Raw genomic sequence first — 19,246 nt, 5'->3', positions numbered from 1 at the left:
GATTGCGGCCGCAGGAAGAACAATAATGAAAACGGACGACCTGATTCGCCCGTTTCATTGCTGGATCCTTTATTGCCGGTGGTTTTGCTGCGCTTGCATGTACTGACGCAGAAGTTGATTGATGCGCGTCTGGTAACCAGCGCCCTGCCCCTTGAACCACTCCAGCACATCGGAGTCGAGGCGAATGGTCACCGCTTGTTTTGTTGGAACACGCAGCTCCGCGCGGCGGAAGAAATCCTCACCCAGCTCAGGAATATCGCTGGTATCGATGTTCGGGTCATTCAACTTGGCCAGGCGCTCCCAGTCAGTTTTCGATGTTTTCGCCATACCGTATGGCCTCCTGCTTATGGCTTTTCGGAAGGAGATGATGCAGATCACATCGCCCCGCAGCTCGATGTACACGACCATGCCAATCATCGATTTGATCAAGCCAATGGTTCGACGCATGGCGCCTCTTCACCGAAGACTACTGCCGAAACCGTTCTTCTGAAATCAGACGCATCCCGAAAAAAAGTACGAAAGAACCTGCACAGACGTGGAAACCTCCTGCGAAACAGACGGACAGAATTACAGCAGGTCGTAGTCAAGGAAACGGGAACTTGCTCCGCTACCGTGATGAAGTATGAAGACGCCAAGCCACATGGCTGCTCATACGGCTAAAAACCAATCCTTAGGCCGACATCGCTCCGTGGCGAGGGAGCTTGCTCCCGCTCGACTGCGTAGCAGTCGCTTGCTTTGCCTGACCCGCGGCAGCCCCAAAAGCCGACTGATGCAGGGCCAAAGGTCCTACACAAAGCTCGGAAAGTGGCGTCTTGTGGCTCGGGATGGGTCGGCCTATAGTCCCCCATCGCCCCAAAAGGCGATTCGGGTTTGGCGACCCGACTACAGAGAATGCGAAAGCTACCAGCTCATTGCAGGTACCGACGCACCCGCAAAGCCGCTATATTCCACGGCGGCTGTGCGCGGGAGATCTTCGGATCTGCCGGTTTTCTCTGTAACCGGTTCGCCAACCTGCGCACAGCCACCACCCAATTGTTTGGCGACGACTGAGTGATGGCTTTCAGCCAATCAAACAGAGATCTTCAAAATGAATCGATACATGCCCATCACTGGCATCGACTGCGTCCCCGCCACCCTGCTCATCGACACCGAAGCTCCACTCGACGTCCTTTTCGAAACCGCCGACTACCGTATTCGGACCGTGACTCAGGTGTTGGAGAACATCGCGTTTCGTTCGGATATCAGCTCCGACACCGTCGTGCTTTCCGACTTTTGCAAAATGATAACGATAGCGTTGCGCGATGGGTGTGATGTGATGGATGTGATTGGACGGCGGTTACGAGCGCAGGCGGCGGAATAATGAAAATGGGCGACCTGTTGGTCGCCCGTTTCGCACTCATAAACCAAATCAAAGGCTAGGTGCGCTCGTAACAGGAATGCGCTGCTGAGGCTGCGTGGTGGCATAGACATGCAGCTCACAACCCTGACCCACAAACTGAAACTCCGCCAAGTAAACCTTACCTTTCTCCGGCGTGAACGTGGTGTTGATCGGACCACAGCGGTAGCCACGGTTGATACTCTCACCGCTGGCGTAACCCGATACCTCGAATGGCTGGTCCGGGTCGGCTTGGACTTCCAACTGAGGGAAGTGCTTCAAGGTCGCTCTGTGAGTCGCTTCGTTAAGCTTGACAACCCAGCCGAACACTTTGCCACGACCGGAATCCACTACGGTTCCCTGCACATCAAGGCGCTGGTCCGGGTCCATTGCGCGCCTGATTGAAAACTCCACTGGGACGACGTTGCCTGTCGCTTTCATGATGACCTTGGCATGCTGGGCGTCGACGGCTATTTTGTTTTGTTGGAGCTGGATACCGTTGTTGAGCAGGGTTGGGGAAGAGTCTCGGACGTTGGTTTTGCAACTTGACAGCGACAAGATCAAAAAGCAAAAAAGGGACAGATTTATTTTCCCGACTCAGTCCTCGGTCGCCCCCGTGCTCGCCGCTCTACGCGCGCACCCACAATCCGCTCGACCTCGTCTACGAAACGGCTTGTACCCGTCAATTGACCTCGCTGCAACGCATCGCGGATAAATCGAATCTGATCAGCCAAAATAATTTGGAGTAAAAAAGGGGACAAATTTATTTTCCTGACTCAGTTCTCGGCCGCCCCTGTCCTCGCCGCTCTACGCGCGCACCCACAATCCGCTCGACCTCGTCTACGAAACGGCTTGTACCCGTCAATTGGCCTCGCTGCAACGCATCGCGGATCAATCGAATCTGATCAGCCAAAATAATTTGGCGTGCAGATGCCTCATACCGCCCCCCATTTTCGGAAAATAAATCTGTCCCCTTTTTCTCTCCTTTTCCCCTCCTTTTCCCCTTTTTCCCCCTCAATCCCAGTAGTAGCACGGTCTACCGCCCCGCCAGTTGTTTTTGTACCCTTTAACGCATACCACTGAATGGATCTGAAACTGAACTGCCTAGTTCAGAGAGGGCACGTGAAATCTCGTTGAAAACTTCCGACGATACCTCTTTTGGTGAGCGCGAGGCCAGAAAGTTACTTATCCCCTCAAGACCTAATCTCACCATAATACCAATCACATCTTCAGTCATAACTAGATCGTAACCATCCCACAATGACATCAAGCATCGCTCAATTCGTTCTTTGAGGCTAGCTTCTAAAAGACTATAGGTATGCCATTGCCTATCACTCAACTCTAATAATGACTTTAAAAAATCATCACTACTTACACCTTCAGACTCAAGACCGCCCAATAATTCTAGAAATTCAGAACAAAGCTCGCCACTAGTCATTGAGTCAGGCAGCGCAGAGTAGTAAGCAATACTTTTCATATCTAGAAATCCACGGGTATATGCGTTAAATTAGAGGGCTTTCTATACAGCACACCGTCTAAGAAAAAAAGAAAAAAAGAAAAAAAGAAAAAAAGGGGACAGATTCTGAGGGATCCCCGAATTTTCTTACGCAAAATCAAGAAGTTGGAATATTGAAGAGACCTGCATGAATCGGCAGCTTGTGTTGCACCACACAAAACAAGATCCCGACCCATGCAGGCCATCCGATTCTTACACAGCGCGCTCGCCCAAGCACTTCCCGATGTTCATTCTCATCGTCTGAAAACGTTGATGTGTTGTGTCAGCGCTTTACTCCGAGGACGTCGGCTCACTCTGACGGGGCTTGGTCGATTCTTGCCGAGCAAAGCCTATCCCAAACACACCATCAAGCGAGTGGATCGGTTGCTGGGTAATCGGCATCTGCAAACCGAGCGCCCGTTGTTCTACTGGGTCATGCTGAGAGCATTGCTGAGCTCGCTGAAACATCCGTTGATCCTGGTTGACTGGTCACCTATTGATGCGGCTGGAGAGTTCTTTTTGTTGCGCGCTGCCATCCCTTTGGCAGGACGTTCGTTCCCGATCTACGAGAGTGTTCACGAACGCGAGGGTTGTCCGAAATATCAAAAACGACTGCTACAAACGCTGGCCGAAATACTCCCCAAAGACTGCGTTCCGATCCTTGTGGCTGATGCAGGTTTTCGCCGGCCATGGATCAAAGCCGTCGAAGCGCAAGGCTGGTATTACGTGGGACGTGTGCGTAATCGGGATCTCTACCGAAACGACGCAGACACTTGGGTACCCGTTAAAAGCCTCTACGCTCTGGCATCGTCCTCACCGAAGTCACTGGGACGGATCGAGATGACCCAGAGCGCTCCGCACATCATTCATCTGTATTGCGTTAGGCATTCGGCAAAGGGTCGCAAACACCAGCGTGTCACCGGCTCAATTGCCAAAAACAAACTCAGTAGGCAATCGGCCAATCGTGAACGAGAGCCCTGGTTGTTGGCCAGCAACCTGCCGGAAGATCAATGGAACCCATCGAAAATCGTGGCCATTTACAAACAGCGCATGCAGATAGAAGAAGGCTTCAGGGATGTAAAAAGTGAGTATTTTGGCGTAGGCATCACTCGCCATCGGAGTCGCTGTCCACGCCGAATCGAAGTGCTTTTGCTGATCTCGGCTCTGGCTAATTACATCATGTGTTTAACAGGGTTGCAGGCCCGCGAAGCGGGTCATGAGCACCGTTTTCAAAGCAACAGCCTTAAACGCCGACGAGTGCTATCGCTGTGGCGGCTGGGCTTGGAATACTCGCGCAGCGGACGCGGTTCAAATTCTCGAAGCACCTTGGAGAGGCTTGAGCACGCGCTGCGCGCAGAGGTACATCAAGAGGCGCAGGCACTGGAGTAGATTTGTGGGGATCCCTCAGGGACAGATTTATTTTTCCGACTCAGTCCTCGCCCTCCCTGTCCTCGCTGCTCTACGCGCACACCCACAATCCGCTCCACAAACGGTTTGTACCCGTCAATTTACCTCGCTGCAACGCATCGAGGATCAATCGAATCTGATCAGTCGGAATAATTTGGCGTACAAACGCCTCATACCGGCACCTTTTTTTCGGAAAATAAATCTGTCCTCTTTTATTATTTCCCTACAAGCACCTTGGAGAGGCTTGAGCACGTGCTGTGCGCAGAGACTCATCAAGAGGCGCAGGCATTGGAGTAGATTTGTGGGGATCCCTCAGAATCTGTCCCCTTTTCCGTCCCCTTTTTCTATTTGCACCAAAAAAACTACAAAGATTTTAAATCTTGCAACTCCTCAATATCCATTCCCATGAAACCTGCCACCATTGCAAGCTGCTCTTTCGTTTCAAATGGAATAGCTATGTCAAATTCTACTAACTGGGAGCAAAGCACTTCCAGCGCAACTCCAGGCTCTCCACATACGAGAAGCTCTTTGACATTTTTTTCTGTATCGTCGCCAAAGCATCCCGAAATCTCTTCCAAGACTGCTTTTATTATTTCTTCTGGCTCGCGCACGTCATACCTCTACTTAGGATATGCAGTAATAATCCCCTCTCCATGAGGCTCAACTATTACACGAATATTCACACCATCACGCACACCCTCTACAGCCCAGCGGACAGGCTTACCTTTCGTGGTGAGCTGGGCACCAGGCTTACCAGTCAATTGCGACCACGAAGCTTTAGGATCTGTAGCCAAGTCAGAAACATTGTGCATGACCTTATCGCCGTTCCAAGAGGCAGGGAAAGCTGTTTTTCCTGGGGCTCCCGGCCATAGATGTCCTCCGCACAAAGGGGACAGATTTATTTTCCCAACTCAGCCCTCGGCCGCCCCTGCCCTCGCTGCTCTACCCTCACACCAACAATTCGCTCCACCTCATCTACGAAACGGCTTGTTCCCGTCAGTTGGCCTCGCTGCAAGGCATCGCGGATCAATCGAAGCTGATCAGACGGAATGGCTTGGCGCACAAACTCCCCATACCGAAGCTGCCGCTCCAGCGGGGTATCACCCAAAGCCAAGAAGCAGGGATCAGCATCTAACCAGCACCTACCAGGCCCATCACTTACCCGGCTTCGATAGCTCGACCATACATAGTCTGCGACATCAGCGACCATACGAGCACGTACAGGATTCAACTCAATGTAACGACTACAAGCGAGCAAATATGAATCCGACTGGACCACGCTGGATTTGTAACGGCTTTCCCACAGGGTGCCTGAACGCCCTTCCAATCGATTTCGATAGCGCGTCGCACGGGCAGCCAGTGCCTTCATTAACTGCCCCAGCCCAACGGTCGACTCCCCTGGAGCTAGCAACAAATGGACATGATTCGTCATCAGGCAATAGGCGTAGACCTTTACTCCGAACGCATCCTTCAGCTCACGCAGATCAGATAGATAGCGCTGATAATCCTCCGCCGCCGCAAACACTACCTGCCGGTTATGGCCGCGCTGTACCACGTGATGCGGATAATTTGGTAAAACAATACGTCCCATTCTTGGCATATTCGCTTCCTGTATCCTTGGAAGCTTTCAGCGTAGCAGAGGAATGAAAAATAAATCTGTCCCCTTTTTCTGTTTTCGCCGCATTCTTGGCATATTCGCTTCCTGTATCCTTGGAAGCTTTCAGCGTGGCAGAGGATTGAAAAATAAATCTGCCCCCTGTTTGCTGTCCCCTTTTTGCTAACACGTTAAGGAAGTGCCATTCAAATCTTCCTCCTCTTTTCCCAGTTCAAAATAAAATTGAATCTAAAATAATCTGTAGCTTCAGAGGATCCGCAGCATTACCAAAATAATATTCATTCCCTCCACTATCGACAAGATCATGAGGAACGGACTTCCAATACACTACAAAATATTTTTCATCCAGCAAATCTTCTAGCGCACCTGCATCTTCATACGTTGAAACCCGAATAAAAGGCCCATACTTCGGATGGATAGCCACCATAATTATCTCACCGGTTTTCGAGTCACGCATAATTCACCTTACCACTTAATACTGTTAAACCAGTCCAACTCTTTCTGAGTAGGTGCTCTTTTAATTCCCTTATTATCTAACGCATCCTCATATCTAATCGGCCGTGTCGCCCCCGGCACGTAAGGATTGAGCTCTGTTTCTTTAACTCGAGTCCTGGTCATATCGAATTCCGTACCATCTTTATAGGTAATTTTAATCGCCGGCTCACCGGCTTCCCCTCCTAATCGAGTGGTATTTTTTGTTGTTCTTGTGGTAATCGTCCCTATTTCCTTTGCACCATCGTTCCCTACAACCCCGATCTTAATTCCAGTTGTACCACCCTTCCCCCCAGCAGTCGATGCGAACAGGTCCGGATACAGCGCCCCCAAAGCAACGTCCGTCAACAGCCCTACTACCTGCCCATTTTCAGACCGGGACTTCTCTACAATGCTGGTATTGATGGCCTGCTGGTTATTCTGTGCAGACAACCAAAGTTGTATTGAATCTGCAAAACTGGTTTTGCTGCCGGAAACCCTGACCGCCTCAAGCAATTTTTCATTTTCAGGAATTTCAGCCACCAACTGCTGCGTGATCGTCCCGCAGCCCGTTGGGTTTTGTCGACAGAACTGACCAAATTCCTTGTTCCGGGCAGCGTCAAGGTTGTTGTAGTAGTCCCGGATGGACTGGCACTCGGCTGGTGACGTGCAGGCATTCAGCTTTTGTTCTTTTTCAACCAATTCCGCATGAAACAGATAGTTATAGGTAGTCGCGTTCTGGGCGATCTTAGAGGCTGTATCCAGATCGCCTCCGACCGCAGCCGCTGCTAACAACCCCGTCAGTTGCGACAGCGCCACCTGCAGTTCTTCGTTTCCATTCGCAAGTGTGGTCAGGCCGGGAATCAGCGCTTCATTCAAGCCAGCAGCGACCGCACCTGTCTTGAAATCACTCCCCGTCAGTTCAGCCAGCAGCCCTCCCATGATCGCGTGTGCAACAATTTTCTGAAGGCCGCCATCTGGAAACTTAACGGTATCACCAACCCAGTTAAACCCCGTGGCCATCGCCACACTACCAGCCTCTCCCGCCAAAGCCGCACCAAGGTTGTCACCAAAACTGCCTCCACCAATGGCAGTCGAGATGCCACTGGAGAGCACCGCGCGGCCACCCGTCCGGATAGCAACATCGGTGAAGTTGGTGCTGGTGAGTAGGTTGGCGGCTTTTGGACCTTGCGATGCGGCGGAGAACCAATTGGCGTCTGCGTAATTAAGTACGCCGGCGGTGACCCCCGCAATGGCAGCCCCTTTCAGACTATCCGCACTAAACGTTTCCTTAAACGCAGCCCCAAGGTCGCCCTTGTTGTTAATGGTGCTGGTCACCGCCGTAGTCGCCAGACTGGTGGCGATAGCCCCACCAGCGCCTGCACTTACTACGCCCAGACCTGCCGGGCCCATGACTACGGACATCATGATCGCGATGATCAACTGCGAAGCAGGCCCCAACCCGGAGTTGCTGTACTTGAACGACTCATGAATCTCCTTCACTTGCCGCCAATCCACATCCCCCCGCGCTTCGGCCTCTTTCAACCAAGCCAGTTTCGGATCAGCCTTGACCATCGCATCGATGGATTGGCTAACCGTTTCCTTATTGACCTGCGTGACATCGATATGAAGGCCATCGACCGCCTTGATCATGATGCTGCCGGCGGCCACCAGCTGGGTCTGGCGCAGGGTTTCGTCGGTGTTGCCCTTTCCTTTCGATGAGGTCCAGAACGCATCGCCATTGCTTTTGGTATGCGTCTCCTGGACTAGATCCTTCACCCCCTCAAAAGTAATCGTCCCTCCACTCTGCACAGTCAGGTCAGCCCCACTGTTCAACTTCGCAGCCTGATACCGCTGGTCATCCCCACTGACCAACGTCAAATCGCCTCCGGTGGTGATTTCACTCCCCACGTTCGTGACCTTGGTCACCTCGTCATGCTTGGTCTGCTTTTTCCCCCAACTGCCCTTTTTCTTTTTGTCGTACAGCGAGTAGTCACTGTCCTGCGCCGCCAAGACGTCGAGGTTTTCGCCCGCCACCAGGTAAGCCTCATCCCCGGCACTGATGCGGCTGGAGATGATGGCCATGTCTTTTCCGGCCCCCATCGTCACGTCACCGCCAGCGCTGATGGCGCTTCCAATCTGTTTGACGTGATCTTCCTGGGTGGTGACTTTTTTCGTTTTGGAATAAGAGTGGGTTTCGTCAGTTGCGGAGGAGATGGTCATATTCTCCCCGGCGGTCAATGCGACGTTGCGCTCGGCCCCGAGTTGGCTGGCGATGGCAGTGAAATCCCGACCAGCGTTCACGGTCAGGTCGCGACCTGCTTGGGCGCTGGAGCCGAATTGCGTCACCGCGCTTTTGCGAACGCCGTTGTTGCTGGCACTTTCCTGTTGGGCTGAGGCAATGATCGCGTCCCGACCGGCATCGATCGTGGTGTCACGACCACTGACCATGACGCTACCGACGCTCTTGAAATCGCGTCCGGCACCCATGTCCAGGTCATTGGCAGCCTCGATACGGGCGGCGCTGTCCATGAAGTCCTGTCGCCGACTGTCGTTTGCGGTGGTAACGGTACGCTCGTTGACGACGTCCCCCATCACCGCCTTGATGCTGACGTCACGCCCGGCGAGGATCCCACCGGCCTGGTTGGCGATGTTGTTGACCGCCAACACGTCCAGGCGATTACCGGCCTCGATCAAGCCACTGTTGACGAGGTCTTTGCCAGCGGTCGCCGAAAGATTATTGGAAGCGCGCAGGGTGCCGACGTTGTCGAGGTTTTGGCCGGCGATCAGCGTCACGTCATTACCGGCGATCAGCGCACCGGTAGGCCCGAGGCGGCCTTCGGTCTGCGCCAGGTACAACACCGGTACCAAGACTTTTTCGCCATTCACTTCGTGCTCTTCGAGCCAGACGATGTCGTGGGTCAGCGCAGCAACTTGCTCTGAAGTCAGCGTCACGCCCACCGACAGGCCGAGCTCCTGCTTGCTGGCGATGGCGTTGTTCATCAGGTATTTGAACAGGCCTTCGTCGCTGGTCTGGCCGTCGATGAAGCGCTGGCCGGTACGGGCGACGACCGCTTGTTGGATCAAGCGCTGTTCGTAGAGGCCGTCGCCCAGGCGTTTGGCGCTTTGGTCCGGGTCGTAGCCAAGGTTTTGCAGCAGGTAGTCCGAGCTCATGAACGACTTGAGGTCGGTGAGTACCGGGTTGGTCTCGATCAGGTACTTTTGCGGGTTAGGCTTGAAGGAGGTCTCTGGTATACCTTGAACGCGCGCGACCGTCTGGCTGGCGGCTGGCGTATCAACCACATTGCCCACCTGGGGGACGACCTGGGCCGTTGGGAGCAGGTTGGTGCCTGTGACATTCACCGCGGCCACTTGAGTCCCGGCGCTGCTGCTGTTGCGACTTGGCATCGGCAGCGAGTGGCTGTCTTGTGCAGGCGCACTGACGTTGAGCGTACTGGCGCTCACGTCGCTGTCGTTGGCTTGACGAGCGATCAGGGACAGTTGCCGATCACTGGCACCCACCGCCGCGATCGCACCTACCTGGACAGCACGGGCTTGAGTATCCGGCAGGTCTTGTTGGCGCTGGCTGGTGCTGATCGAGGCGCTGCCCATGCTCCAGTTTGGCGAGCCGGAGTTGGCCTGAGTGGCCTGTTGAGCCGAACCACCTTGGCCGCTCAGGCGGAACAGACCGTTTTGACCGGTTGGCAAGGCGAAGCCAGGAAGGCTCAGTGGGTTCACCTGCTGCTGGGCGCGATCAGGTGGCAGCTGATTGTTGATCCTGACGATGGTGGTGCCGGTTCCGCTTGCCTGGGTATTCGCGACTTTGTTGGTACCGCCGCTGGCGGTGTAGTCCTCATGGATGACACTGTTCTGCAGGTCTTTGGTGGCGGTGATCGAGACGTTACCGCCGGCCTGGATGACGGCGTTACGGCTGCCGACTGTACTGGCGGTGCCGGAACTGTCTTTGGCGATTTCGATGTCACTTAGAAGGTTGTACTGATCCAGGTTTGGCATCTGAAGCAGGTTGTTCGGATCGTACTGGGATTGCGTGGTGTTCTCGAAACCGTAGGCCAGCCCGGGCAGTACGAGGTTGTAGTCTCCACGTGTTTTGACCGTGCCCCCTGTATCGGCATCTGTAAGACTCACCACGGAAAACGATTCACCGTCTCGCCCCCCTTCCCTGTAGCGAGTCGATTTGGGGATGGCCTTGTGAATATTCCCGTCCAGATCAAGGTAATAGACATACGGGAAATCAGGGTTATTGCGCTGGTTGTAAGGAGTCAGGACGTTGGCGAAAAACCGTCCAGTACCGCCGTCGCTCATACCTGCGACTTGATACATGCGGGTGCGCTCGATGGTTCCGTTCTGCGCACCGATGTTCTGCACGTTGTCGGCCACGATGTTGATATTGCCGCCGGCGCTCACCGTACTTTTACTGTTGAGAAAGCTGCTGCCTTGGAACACGAAATCCTTGCCGGCCGTCAGCAATGACGAGGCACTGGTGTCGTTGTCAACACTTTCGAAGACCTCACGGGCCGCCAGTGTGAAGGTGTAGTAGTCCCCTTTGCAGTCATTACATATATTGGCGATAAACCCCGAAATCAGCTTGCGCCCACCAGACGCCACCGCACCCTCGGTACGGTTCTGGAACCCATCGGCGTTGATCGTGAATGTGCCGCCGCTCTCCATCGAACCGGAGACGTTGTTTACGCTGGCGGCTCGCGCGGCGGCGCCATAACCCCCTATCAACACATTCCCCAACCCGTAAAGATCACCGCTCTGGTTGGTGAAGTTACTCACCCCCAGCGTCATATCCGCACCGCTGAATACCAACCCACGGTCATTAAGCAGCGAAGGGGTTTTCAACACGAGGTTGCGGGCCGAACCCAGGGTCCCGGCGTTGATGAGGTTTCCGGCCTGGACGGTCAGGTTGGCACTGGAGGTGAGACGCCCGGCGTTGCTCAGTTGTCCGCCGATGGTCACTGTCGAGTCACCACCACCGGCGATGCTGGAGGCCGCGCCCAGACTCAGTTGGGCCGCGGTCAGGTCAATCCCACCGAGACTCGACATCCGCCCGTTGCCAACATAGCTCCCCCCCAAGGTAAGGTTGATCGAACCATCACTGGCAATCAGCCCATCATTGCTCCAATTTCCCCCACTCCCCACCAAACGGGTAGAAGCCAGCAACTGCCCCGTCCCGGTCTGCGTCAGGTTGTTCACATTGACGGTCAGTCGCCCGGCCTGGATCACGCTGCTGTTGGTCCAGCTGTCTGCGGTCAGCGTCAAGCCGCCGCGGGTGACGAGGCTGCCGCCGGCGTTGGTGAGGTTGGCGGTGGAGATGTCAAAGTCGCCGCTGCCAACATGCAACAAGCTGCCGCCCAGGTTCTGGAAGTTGGCGGCGTTGAGGATCAGGCCGTTGTTGGCGGTTTCCAGCGTGCCGTTACGGTTATCGAACAGCCCACCAATCTGGAAGTTGGTCGTACCGCTCCCGCCCAATGCCCGCAACTGCCCGGTCTGGTTATCGAGGCTCGCCGCTTTGATTGCCAGGGTGCTGTCGCTCTCGATGATGCCCAGGCGGTTGTTCAGCGCGCCGGTGAGGTTCAGGTCGATCTGGCTGCCGGCGATCTGGCCGTCGTTGTCGCCGCTGTTATCGAAATCGTTGCCGGTGACGTTGACCTTGCCTTTGGCGTAGAGGCCGCCGTTGCGGTTGTCGAAGTTGCGGGTGGTGACGGTGGCGTCGCCGGTTTGCGCGGAGATGCGCCCGCCGTAGTTGTCGAGGCCGCCGAGGGCGATCAGGTTCAGGCGCTGGGCCTGGGTGATGCCGCCCTGGCGGTTGTTGTTCAGGTCGTAGCCGTTTTTCAGCACGCCGCTCAGTTGGGTGGTGAGCAGGCCTTGCAGGCTGGCGAGCACGCCGCCGCGGTTGTCCAGGTTGCGCCCGACGACCGCCACGTCACCGGCCTTGGCTTGGAGGCGGCCGCTCTGGTTGTCGATGTCGCCGGTCACGGTGAGCGTCAGCGCGCCCTGGCTTTGCACGACACCCTTACCGTTGCCGAGGCTGGCCGCGTCGATCTGCACGTCGCTGTTCTGGCTGTAGATCAGACCGTCGGCGTCGTTCTGTACCGTGCCGGTCGTGTTGAGGATCAATTGATCATTAGCCGCGACGGTGCCGCGATTGCGGTTGTCCAGGCCACCGGTGAGCAAGGTCAACAGGCCTTGGCTGGCGATCTGGCCGCCCTGGTTGTTGATTTGCGTGGCGCGCTCGACCCGCAGGGGGCCGACGCTGGCGAGCTTGCCGTTGGTGTTGGTCAGGGCGCCGAGCAGGTCCAGGGTGACAGCGGCGTTGCCGATCAGGTTGCCACCGCTGTTGTCCAGGCTGGTGCCGGTGAAGCTCAGAGCGTTCTGTGCATTGAGGGTGCCGTTGGCGTTGCCCAGCGTCATGGCGTTCATGACCAGGGTTGCGCCGCTGTCGATCAGGCCGCCTTGGGCGTTGTTCAGCAAACCGCCCGTGACGGTCAGGGTCTGGTCGGCACCGCTGGAAAGAATCCCGCCCCGGTTATCCAGGCTGGCGGCGCTGACCGTGAGTTTTTTCTGGCTGACCAGCGCACCGGCAGCGCCGTTGAGCAGCGCTGCGCTGAGGGTGACGCCGACGTCCCCGTTGCGGCTGGAGAGCGTGCCGTTGTTGCGGTTGTCCAGGCTGCTGCCATTGACCTGCAAGTCTTGCCATCCAGAGATCAAGCCGCTCTGGTTGACCAAGCTATCGCCGTCGAGGCTCAGGCTCTGGCTGCTGATCAGTTTGCCGCCGCTGTTATCGAGTGTCTGGCCGCTGAGCGTGAAGCTCTGGCTACTGGAAATTTCGCCGCTCTGGTTGTTCAGGTTGCGCAGGCCGTTGAGGGTCAGCGGACCTTTAGCGGTGATCAGGCCATTGCGGTTGTTCAGGTCATGGCCGCCCAGGTTCAGCGCCATGGCTTGTTCGCCCAACAGACGCCCACCGTCTTGGGTCAACGCCGCGAGGGTCAGGTGCATATCGCCCTTGGCCGACACTTCGCCACCGTCGCTGGAGTCCAGCGCGTTGGCAGTCAGCGTGAGATCACCCTGGGCATTGATCAGGCCGTTGGCGCTGTTGTTAAGCGCCATGGCGTTGAGGAGCAAGGCACCGCTGGCCAACACGCTGCCGCCCTGGTTGTTCAGATTGCCGCTGTTGAGCGTGAGCAATTGCGCGGCGCTGATGAGGCCTTGGGCCTGGTTATCCAGTTGTTGATCGATCGCCAGAACGAGGTTGCTGCGACTGGTGAGTGTGCCGCCATTGTTGTTCAGGCTTTGGGCGTGGGCATCGACGGTTGTCGCGCCGATCAGGCCCTTGACGTTGTTCAGCGCCTGGGCGATGCGCAGGGTCAGGCCCTGGTTGCTGAGCAACCGGCCGCCGTCGTTGTTGAGGCTTTGCGCCGCCAGGGTGAAGGCTTGGGCGCTGGAAATTTCGCCGCCCTGGTTGTTCACGCCGAGCAGGTTTTTCAGCAGCAGCGTGCCGGGGGCGTTGATCAGGCCGTTCTGGTTGTTGAGCTGGCCGTTGTTCAGGTCCAGGCTCAGCGAGGTGTTGCTGAACAGCTGGCCACCCTGTTGATCCAGGCCGGACACCGAAGCCGTCAGCGCGCCTTGGCTGCCGATACGGCCGCCGTCCTGGTTGGTGACCTGGGCCGCGTTGAGGCTCAGGGTGCTGCCGCTGTTGAGGCGTCCGTTCTGGCTGTTGTCGAACGCGCCGGTGGTGACGTTCACCGCACCTTTGCCGCTGATGCTGCCCTGCTGACGGTTGTCCAGCGCCGTGCTGGTGAGGAGCAACGCGCCGTCGGTCACCAGTTCGCCGCCCTGGTTGTCGAGGCGGCCCAGGCTTTTAACCGTGAGATTGGCCGCACTGGACAGGCTGCCGCCGGTGTTGCTCAGGTTGGCGGCGCTGACGTCCAGGGTACCTTCGCTGCTGAGTTGACCTTGAGTGTTGATCAGGTCGCCACTGAGCTCGATGCGCTGGTTTTGCTGGCTGATCAGATAGCCGCCGCTGTTGTCCAGCGAAGCGCCATCGAGGTTCAACTGTGTCTTGGCACTGAGCAGGCCCTTGTTGCGGTTGATCAGTTTGTCCACGGTGAGCTTCAGCGTCTGCCCGGCGAATAACTGGCCGCTGTCGCTGTTGTCGAGGTTTTTGCTCACCAGGGTGACACCCGTGTTGCCGCTCAGCTCGCCGCCACGGTTGTCGAGATCGTCAACCTTGAGATCCAGCGCTTTTGTTGCGCCGATCAAACCGGCCTGACGGTTGTCCAGGCTGGATGCCTTCAAGGTCAGGTCCGTGGTGCTGACCAGCGTGCCTTGACGGTTGTCCAGGGCGGTGACGGTGACGTCGAGCCCGGCTTTGCCGGCGATGCTGGCGGTGCGGTTGTCCAGGCGATCAGCGTTCAATACCAGCGCGCCGTCGGCGATCAGCGAACCGCGCTGGTTGTCGAGCAACGTATCGACAGTCAAATCGAGTTGATCGAGGCTGCTGATCAGGCCATCACGGTTATCCAGGCTGGCGCTGTGGCTGTCCACGGACGCGGCCGAGATAATCCCTTTGGCGTTGTTCAGCGCCTGCACTGTTCGAAGCATCAGGCCTTGGTTGCTGAGCAATTTGCCGCCGCTGTTATCGAGGTTGCGCGCCGCCAGGGTGAACGCCAGCCGGCTGGAAATTTCACCGCCCTGGTTGTTGACGTCCTTGAGGTTGCTGAGCAGCAACAGACCCGGGGCGTTGATCAGGCCGCCCTGGTTGTTCAGTTGGCCTTGGTTCATGTCCAGGCTGACGCGGGTGTTGCTGAACAACTCGCCTTGCTGTTGATCCAGGCCAGTGACCGATGCACTCAGGGCCTGGCTGCTGGCGATACGGCCAGCGGCGTTGTTCACCTGAGTGGCGGTGAGCGTGAGGGTATTGCCCGAGGTCAGGCGCCCGCCCTGGCTGTTATTGAAAGCGCCAGTGCGCACTTCAGTGGCGGCGCTGCCCGAGACCAGGCCTTTCTGGCTATTGTCCAGGCTGGCGCTGTTGAGCGTCAGCGCGGCATCGGTGCTGATGGAGCCGCCCTGGTTGATCAAACCGCCCGTACTGACAAGCGACAACGCACCGGCGCTGCCCAGGCTGCCGGCAGTGTTGTCGAGGCTGCCGGCGTTGACGGTCAGTGCATCTTCGCTGCTGATCAGGCCTTTGTTATTGAGCAGTGCGTTGTCGAGGGTGATCACCAACGCCTCAAGGCTGCTGAGGGAGCCTGCGCTGTTGTCCAGGGTGCCGCCGGTGAGCGTGAGGCCGCCTTGGGCGTGGATCAGGCCCTTGGTCTGGTTGATCAGTTGCGCGACTTTCAATTCAAGAGCGTTGCCGGCAATCAGTTTGCCGCCGTCGCTGTTGTCCAGCCGTTGAGCGCCGACCTTGACGCCCAGCCCCGCGGACAGTTCGCCCGCGCGGTTATCGATCTGCCCCACCTGCAGATCCAGCGCTTTTGTAGTGCCGACCAAGCCACCGTTGCGGTTATCCAGAACGCTGCCGGTCAGGCTCAGGTTGCCTTGGGCGACCAGCGCACCGCCCTGCTGTTGCAAGGTATCGATCACGGCGGTGAGGTCGGTTTGGCTGGAGATTCGGCCAAGACCGTTCTGTACTTCATCGGCCTTCAAGTTCAGCGGGCCGACGCTGCTCAGTAGGCCACCGCTGTTGTCCAGCCGCGTGCTTTCGACGGTGACCTGGGCCTTGCCGGTGATGACGCCGTTGTTGCGATTGTCCAGTTGCGCGACTGTCAGTTGCAGCGCTTTGTCAGCACGGACGTTGCCGCCACGGTTGTCGAGCGAATCGCTGCGCAAGGTCAGCAGATCCTTGCCGGTGAGGCGTCCGCTACGGTTGTCGAGGCTGCCGGTTTGCAGGTCCAGTGCGCCTTTGGCAATCACTTCGCCCTGGCTCTGGTTGTCCAGCAGGCCGCTGATGCGGGCGCGCAGGCTGTCGTCGCTGATTATCTGCCCGCCGCCGCTGTTGTTCAGGCTGGCGGCCTGGATGTCCACCCGCTTGCCCGAACCGAGCACGCCCTCACGGTTGTCCAGCGCACCACCCAGGGTGATCTCCAGGGCGTTATCGCCCAGCACCTGGCCGTTGCGGTTGTTCAGGGTCATTGCGTTGAGTCGGGTCAGCCCGGCACTGGACACTTCCCCCGCCAGGTTAGTCAGCGCGGCGTCGAGGTTCACGCTCAGGTCGGCGTCGCTGCTCAAGGTGCCGCTGCTGTTGTCCAGGCTGGCTGCGCGCACGGCAAGGCCATTGGCCGAGATCCGTCCTTGGGCGTTGTTCAACGCCTGGGCAATAGTCAGGTTGAGGCCCTGCTTGCTGACGACCTTGCCAGCACTGTTGTCCAACGCACTGGCGTCCAGGCTGAAGGCCTTGTCGCTGGAGATCTCACCGCCACGGTTATCCACAGCGGCGAGGTTGTTCAGCAGCAGCGCGCCGGGAGTACTGATCAGCCCGCCCTGGTTGCTCAACTGCCCATGGTTAAGGTCAAGAGAGAGACTGGTGTTGCTGACCAGTTGGCCATTCTGTTGCGCCAGCCCGGTGACGCTGGCATTCAGGGCCTTGGCGCTGGCAATGCGACCGGTGGCGTTGTTCACCTGGCCGGCCTTCAACAGCAGCGTGTCGCCGCTGATCACGCTACCGCCCAGGTTGCTCAAGGTCGCGGCGCTGTCGATGTTCAACGCACCGACGCTGGTCAGTTGGCCCGCATCGTTAGTGATCCCGGCGGCTTTGACGTTGGCGGTGGTATCGCCTTTGATGCCGCCTTGGGCATTGAGCAGTTGCCCGCTCAGGTCCAGGTTCATCCCTTGCCGGGCGTAAAGCGAACCCTGGCGGTTGTCCAGTTGCCCGGCGTTGACTGCCAAGGCGCTTCGGCTGGAGATCACGCCCTGGCTCTGGTTGCTCAGGCGTTCCAGGGTCAGGCGCAGGTCGCCGTAGGCAATCAGTTTGCCGCTGTTGCCATTATCCAGCTCGGTGCCGGTCAGCGTCAGGGCGCCCTGACTCGACAGCTCACCGCCGCGGTTATCCACCTTGCCTACATTGAGGCCGGCGGCCTGGATAGTGGTGACAACGCCATTCTGGCGGTTGTCCAGGCTCGCCGCATTGAGCGTCAGCAGTCCAGCCGACGATAGCAATCCCGCCTGATTCAGCAGTTGCGCCGAAAGGCTGGCGGTGAGCGCGCCGTCACTGAGCAAACGGCCCGCCGTGTTATCCATCGACGCAGCACCGAGCTGGACGCTCTTGCTTGAAGTGAGCCGACCACTGCGGTTGTTCACCTGGCCGCTGGCATTGATATCCAACCCTTGCCCCGCCGCGACCAGACCCGCGACGTTGTCCAGCGAAGCAACGCGCAACGTGACGCCGCTCAGGCCGGTAAATTCGCCACGGGTGTTATTCAACTGCCCGACATTGGCCGTCAGGTTGCCGTTGCTGCTGACCGTGCCCTGGGTGTTGAGCAGTGTGTTGGCGGTGATGTTCAGGGTATTGTTGCTCAGCACCCGACCTTGGTTTTGGTTGTCCAGGGTCGCGGCGTTGACCGTGGTGGTCTGCCCACCGCTCAGCGTTCCGCCTTGGTTACTCAGCGTCTGCGTCACGTTGGCTGTGAGATTACGACTGGCAACAACGCTCTTACCCTCGTTACTCAGACTCTGCGCCGTCAGGCTCACATCCCCCGCCGCATTACGCGTGTTATCCGCATTGACCCCGGCCTCGATAATGCCGCTGTTGGTCAACTGCCCGCCCGCGTTCAGGGTGATGCTGTCTCGCGCCGCGAGGGTTTGCTGGTTGCTCAGGTTGCCTTGGGTCTGCACATTCAGTGCGGTGCCGGCATAGACCGCGCCTTGCACGGTGGCGCTGGCCGCCTTGACGTTGACCGCGCCCGTGGCGGAGGTCTCGGCCAGGCTCAACTGGCCGTTGGCATCGAGCTGGATGTCGCCGCCGCTGGCGATCAGTTTGCCGTCCAGCTTCACACCGACGCCGGCCTCGGTGCCCACCAGCTTGATGGCTCCGGCGTACATCCCGCCCAGGGCCGAGGAGTCGATGGCCAGTTGCGGCTTGGCGCTGCCGTCGTCGGCGCGGGCGGTGGCGTTGAGGGTGTCGGCGTTGACGTCGTTGCGACCGGCAACAATCGTCAGGTTTTTTGCCTGGATCTCGGCGTTGATCCTGGCGCTGCGGGTGATGATTTCGAAGCGGTCGACGTTGGTGGCGTTGAGACCGGCGCCTTCGACGGTGACGCTGCCCTGGTCCACTTGGTAGCGGTCCAGCCGACCGTTTTCCACCACCGGTTTACCGGTGCTCAAGGTCACTTGCGGGCTGTTGATGAACCCACAGCCGTTACAGGTGATGCCGTAGGGGTTGGCGACGATGACGCGGGCCGACTGCCCCGCCACTTCGGTGTAGCCGCGCAGTTGGCTGGGGTTGCCGCCGTTGACTTCGTTGAGGATGGTCGTGGCCGCGGTGCCGCTCAGGTTCGGGTTGCCGAGGATGATCCCGCCCAGTTGCGTGGCCTGGGTGCGGGCGGTGGCGTTGTTGAGGATCACGCCGTTGCTGCCGACGTTGTAGTCCGTGAACTGGTTGTGCGACAGGCCGTTGCCGTTGGGCCGGGCGATGTTGACGATGGGCACGCCATTGCCGGCCCGGTCCAGGCCGGTGCCCGCCGCACTGACGGCAATCCCGTCGGCCTGGGCCCACATCGGTTGCCAGAACATGACGTTGGCCAACAGGAACGCCAGGCCGCGCTTGGGCATGCCGCAGAACCGTTCGCGGGTTTGCAGGGCAGCAGAAGGTTGGCGGGCCAGGAAGGCGTATTGGCGAGCGTCCATGTTCAAGTCTCTT

9 protein-coding genes and 1 pseudogene are annotated in these 19,246 nt (G+C 57.9%); 2 read left to right on the top strand and 8 right to left on the bottom strand.

Translation table 11 applies throughout. The annotated features are described in order from the left end of the window. Window positions 1-69 precede the first annotated feature (69 nt). A complete protein-coding gene (locus V5F23_RS07145; RefSeq protein ID WP_042732339.1) occupies window positions 70-327 on the bottom strand; it encodes a BrnA antitoxin family protein in 258 nt (85 codons plus the stop codon). 760 nt (window positions 328-1,087) lie between these two features. On the opposite strand from V5F23_RS07145, the gene V5F23_RS07140 reads away from it, so the two are divergent. Next, complete coding sequence (locus V5F23_RS07140) at window positions 1,088-1,360, top strand: hypothetical protein (protein ID WP_042732337.1); 273 nt, start codon at window positions 1,088-1,090, stop codon at window positions 1,358-1,360. Window positions 1,361-1,408: 48 nt separating this feature from the next. Here the strand turns inward: V5F23_RS07140 and V5F23_RS07135 are convergent, their stop codons facing one another. The 3 genes and pseudogenes from V5F23_RS07135 to V5F23_RS07125 all read right to left on the bottom strand — a co-directional run bounded on the left by V5F23_RS07135 (window position 1,409) and on the right by V5F23_RS07125 (window position 2,852). Continuing rightward, window positions 1,409-1,933: a hypothetical protein gene (locus V5F23_RS07135; RefSeq protein WP_338497847.1), complete on the bottom strand. Its 525-nt coding sequence runs from the start codon at window positions 1,931-1,933 to the stop codon at window positions 1,409-1,411. A 205-nt stretch (window positions 1,934-2,138) separates the two neighbouring features. Next, window positions 2,139-2,300, bottom strand: a pseudogene (locus V5F23_RS07130) (transposase); the annotation flags it as partial. A 141-nt stretch (window positions 2,301-2,441) separates the two neighbouring features. Next, window positions 2,442-2,852 (bottom strand): hypothetical protein, encoded by a 411-nt coding sequence (locus V5F23_RS07125; protein WP_152622967.1) that lies wholly within the window; start codon window positions 2,850-2,852, stop codon window positions 2,442-2,444. Between the two features lie 213 nt (window positions 2,853-3,065). On the opposite strand from V5F23_RS07125, the gene V5F23_RS07120 reads away from it, so the two are divergent. Then, window positions 3,066-4,259, top strand: a complete 1,194-nt coding sequence (locus V5F23_RS07120) for an IS4 family transposase (protein WP_338497845.1) — start codon at window positions 3,066-3,068, stop codon at window positions 4,257-4,259. A 380-nt stretch (window positions 4,260-4,639) separates the two neighbouring features. On the opposite strand, the gene V5F23_RS07115 is transcribed toward V5F23_RS07120, so the two are convergent. The 4 genes from V5F23_RS07115 to V5F23_RS07100 form a co-directional block, all read right to left on the bottom strand. Beyond that, window positions 4,640-4,888, bottom strand: coding sequence for a MafI family immunity protein (locus V5F23_RS07115; RefSeq protein WP_338497843.1), 249 nt, complete (start codon window positions 4,886-4,888; stop codon window positions 4,640-4,642). 287 nt (window positions 4,889-5,175) lie between these two features. Further along, complete coding sequence (locus tag V5F23_RS07110; RefSeq protein ID WP_053146343.1) at window positions 5,176-5,877, bottom strand: transposase; 702 nt, start codon at window positions 5,875-5,877, stop codon at window positions 5,176-5,178. 226 nt (window positions 5,878-6,103) lie between these two features. Continuing rightward, entirely contained in the window at window positions 6,104-6,349 is a 246-nt protein-coding gene (locus tag V5F23_RS07105; RefSeq protein WP_080922174.1) for a hypothetical protein, read from the bottom strand. An 8-nt stretch (window positions 6,350-6,357) separates the two neighbouring features. Continuing rightward, window positions 6,358-19,233 carry a filamentous hemagglutinin N-terminal domain-containing protein gene (locus V5F23_RS07100; RefSeq protein WP_338497840.1) on the bottom strand — a complete coding sequence of 4,292 codons (12,876 nt, stop codon included), beginning with the start codon at window positions 19,231-19,233 and terminating at the stop codon, window positions 6,358-6,360. Window positions 19,234-19,246 lie beyond the last annotated feature (13 nt).

It is taken from the genome of Pseudomonas sp. WP18, assembly GCF_036689585.1.
GTDB classification, from domain to species: domain Bacteria; phylum Pseudomonadota; class Gammaproteobacteria; order Pseudomonadales; family Pseudomonadaceae; genus Aquipseudomonas; species Aquipseudomonas chlororaphis_E.
The sequence above is the reverse complement of the archived record's forward strand: the minus strand, read 5'-3'. Positions and strand labels throughout refer to the sequence as shown.

Coding starts and splice junctions, on each gene's coding strand:
- V5F23_RS07145 (WP_042732339.1), bottom strand. CDS start 327: ATGGCGAAAACATCGAAAACTGACTGGGAGCGCCTGGCCAAGTTGAAT.
- V5F23_RS07140 (WP_042732337.1), top strand. CDS start 1,088: ATGAATCGATACATGCCCATCACTGGCATCGACTGCGTCCCCGCCACC.
- V5F23_RS07125 (WP_152622967.1), bottom strand. CDS start 2,852: ATGAAAAGTATTGCTTACTACTCTGCGCTGCCTGACTCAATGACTAGT.
- V5F23_RS07120 (WP_338497845.1), top strand. CDS start 3,066: ATGCAGGCCATCCGATTCTTACACAGCGCGCTCGCCCAAGCACTTCCC.
- V5F23_RS07110 (WP_053146343.1), bottom strand. CDS start 5,877: ATGCCAAGAATGGGACGTATTGTTTTACCAAATTATCCGCATCACGTG.
- V5F23_RS07105 (WP_080922174.1), bottom strand. CDS start 6,349: ATGCGTGACTCGAAAACCGGTGAGATAATTATGGTGGCTATCCATCCG.
- V5F23_RS07100 (WP_338497840.1), bottom strand. CDS start 19,233: ATGGACGCTCGCCAATACGCCTTCCTGGCCCGCCAACCTTCTGCTGCC.